Source organism: Desulfotruncus arcticus DSM 17038, assembly GCF_900113335.1.
Lineage (GTDB): Bacteria > Bacillota > Desulfotomaculia > Desulfotomaculales > Desulfallaceae > Desulfotruncus > Desulfotruncus arcticus.
This window is the reverse complement of sequence record NZ_FOOX01000048.1, coordinates 1-2,545: the sequence shown is the minus strand read 5'-3', so window position 1 is coordinate 2,545 and position 2,545 is coordinate 1. Positions and strand designations below refer to the sequence as shown.

3 protein-coding genes are annotated in these 2,545 nt (G+C 39.6%); all 3 read right to left on the bottom strand.

Annotated elements, in window-relative coordinates; translation table 11 throughout:
• Positions 1-76: 76 nt before the first annotated feature.
• On the bottom strand, positions 77-934 hold the full coding sequence (locus tag BM056_RS25440; RefSeq protein ID WP_092476329.1) for a hypothetical protein: 858 nt from the start codon (positions 932-934) through the stop codon (positions 77-79).
• Between the two features lie 141 nt (positions 935-1,075).
• Positions 1,076-2,098 (bottom strand): tyrosine-type recombinase/integrase, encoded by a 1,023-nt coding sequence (locus BM056_RS25435; protein WP_092476325.1) that lies wholly within the window; start codon positions 2,096-2,098, stop codon positions 1,076-1,078.
• Between the two features lie 203 nt (positions 2,099-2,301).
• Complete coding sequence (locus tag BM056_RS26510) at positions 2,302-2,451, bottom strand: hypothetical protein (RefSeq protein WP_165613725.1); 150 nt, start codon at positions 2,449-2,451, stop codon at positions 2,302-2,304.
• Between the last annotated feature and the right edge of the window lie 94 nt (positions 2,452-2,545).

Here is a 2,545-nt window from a genome sequence, read left to right as displayed (position 1 = left end):
AATGTTTTAGTAAATAAAATTAGCTAAGTTTTTACTCTTTTGTAATTAGTCATTTAACAAGCTTATTATTCTTGGTTTAAGGTAGCTTTAACCAACTTTGAAACCAATCTTTCGCTTTTATAACCTTCCTGTTGGGCCTTATCCGATACAATCTTTTAAATTTTTCATATTTCTCCTTAGTCCATTTCATGTCTATAGGTTCTTTCCTGCTTTTTTCTTTAAGAACATCTTCAATTAAAAATTCAAAATACAATTTAAGTGCTATTAAAGAAAATTCAAAAAATATTTTACAAAATGGGTTTTTATTATGTAGGGGTGTTTGATAGGATAAGGCTGCAGAAAAAGAGTCAGCAAAAAGGTCTGGCCATAGCTCCCGTTTAACGTCTTTGGCTTTAGTATTATACGCTACCTCAAATACTAACTTAAATGATTTAGGAATAGTATCCCTATCCATAGTCAGTGAAACCTGCAAGGCATGACCCAATTCATGCATAAATATATATTCTGGTTCACCTATATCCTTTTTATCGTTTGCGTCATAATTTGGGACACTGGAAACAATACAGTTCAGTCCAGGAATATAAGAAGAATTATATTTTTCAGCCTCATTAATTGATACAACAAATAATGTATTGTTTCTGGTAATAATATCTAATATCTTTTTATTATCATCTAATATGTTTTCAATGTCTTCTATAGGTAATGGTTTACTAACTACCGGAGCAAACTGTTTATAAAAATCAATGATATCGGCAATCATTTCTTTAAAATTTCTGATTTTGGGCTTAATTGTTGATAATAATAAGCAAGCAAAATCCCTTGGCCCTTTTTCCGGGGGAATTATTACGTAATGTTTTCCCGAAAAAATACGGCTCGGATCGTTGAAAACCGCCACTCTTGAAATGTTCTGTGCCTCTGCGATTACCTCTTTCATAAATGATCTTTTTTTACTGCTATCCTATATCCCATTTATCTCATCTAGGCAATTATTAAGACATTCAATAACCTCCTGAGTGTTATTTAATTTTTTAAATCTCATACCAATTCACTCCTTCACCTTTTCGAAGCATAACTTCTATCTTTCCTTATTGTAATCTATATACCAATCTACAACCTCACCCCGGTTGTGTCCTAATATTTTACTTACCTCTACCCGGGCCTTATCCCTGTCCATCCCTTTCTCCCTAAATTCATAGTACTTCCTACTGGCCCAGGTAGCCCGCAAGTTATGGACTCTATGCTGCTCCAACCCGTTTGCCGTACATGCTTTTTCGAAACTACTCCAGATATTTTTACACCGGTTTTCCCATTTCCTTCCCGGCACAGTGAAAACTAAATCTTTATTACCTTTATTAGAACAAATATTCTTTAACTCTGCCAAATAAGGCTTAGAAACAGGAACCCAGCGATCTCTCTTCCCTTTGGCACCATACTTTACATGGATTAAACCATTTTCAAAATCAATGTCCCGTACCTGCAATTTTGCACACTCTTTTTCCCGCAACCCTAATTCAGACATTCCACGAATAGCTACACCATACCTATCTCCATTCTTTTGCTGCCAAACATGCTGCATAATTTTGGTCATTTCATCTTCAGAATAAACCCGGTAACCTTCCCGACTATCCAATCTTTCCTGCTTACTCACGGGTATTTTTTGGCCGGCCGCCCTAGCTTGATTTATCATCCCACGTAAATCATCCGGCACGATCTTGATCTCCCTACCAAACCGATTTTCCACGGCATCTGAAAATTTCCGCAATGCTGAAGCAACCCCTTGAATATCTTTAACCCCACGATTCAATAAATCCTGAAAAAAAGCCTTTCCGGCCTCCTGGTGGTTATATGAATTTATATATTTATGGCCGAAGCCGTTCTCATCCGCGAATTTTATATACCGTTCGGCCGCATTAAGCGTATTTTTATACCACTTTGCTGAATGAACGTATTTGGTTTTGGCTGTCAATACTTTTTCTCCTTTAGCTCGGGCCTCCACCCGGTACTCCTGCTTGGCCTGGTGTTTTGAAGTACCCTGTTTTGTGATGCTATTTAAGGCCATCTCAATCTGTTTTTTTCGGCTTGGCGCCGACCTACCCATAAAACCCACCCCCGCTAATGATTTTCACCCGTGCCTCCGGGACACTACCGGTCCCGGATACCAAAGGTAGGCTACCGCCTAACAAGCCCCTTTACAGGGGCTTGTGCAACTGCCCTTGATTCATTTCATTTCCTGATTATTTTAACGTCTTTGCATTACTACCGTAATGCAATAGCACCTACCGGCACTAATGCCCTTTTGGCCTACCGGCAAATCGGCTCCAGCCTGCCGCTACCGCTGGCAGGCTGGAGAAGGAAGAAACCCCAGCGCACTCTTCCGTGTGCGCTGGGGTTTCTTCCTTCTCCAACTACCGTCGTCGTCGGAAGTTCAGCCGCCGCGCGGCTTTCAAGCATTGCTATGTTTTTTCTCTACCAAAAAACAACATAGCAAAGCTGGCTTCTGCCGAAGCCTTTTTAAAAACCCTGCTTTCGCAGGTTTTTATTCGGG

What these genes read in the sequence shown, in the direction of transcription:
- BM056_RS25435 (WP_092476325.1), bottom strand. Translation starts at nt 2,098, where the DNA reads ATGGGTAGGTCGGCGCCAAGCCGAAAAAAACAGATTGAGATGGCCTTA.
- BM056_RS25440 (WP_092476329.1), bottom strand. Translation starts at nt 934, where the DNA reads ATGAAAGAGGTAATCGCAGAGGCACAGAACATTTCAAGAGTGGCGGTT.
- BM056_RS26510 (WP_165613725.1), bottom strand. Translation starts at nt 2,451, where the DNA reads ATGCTTGAAAGCCGCGCGGCGGCTGAACTTCCGACGACGACGGTAGTT.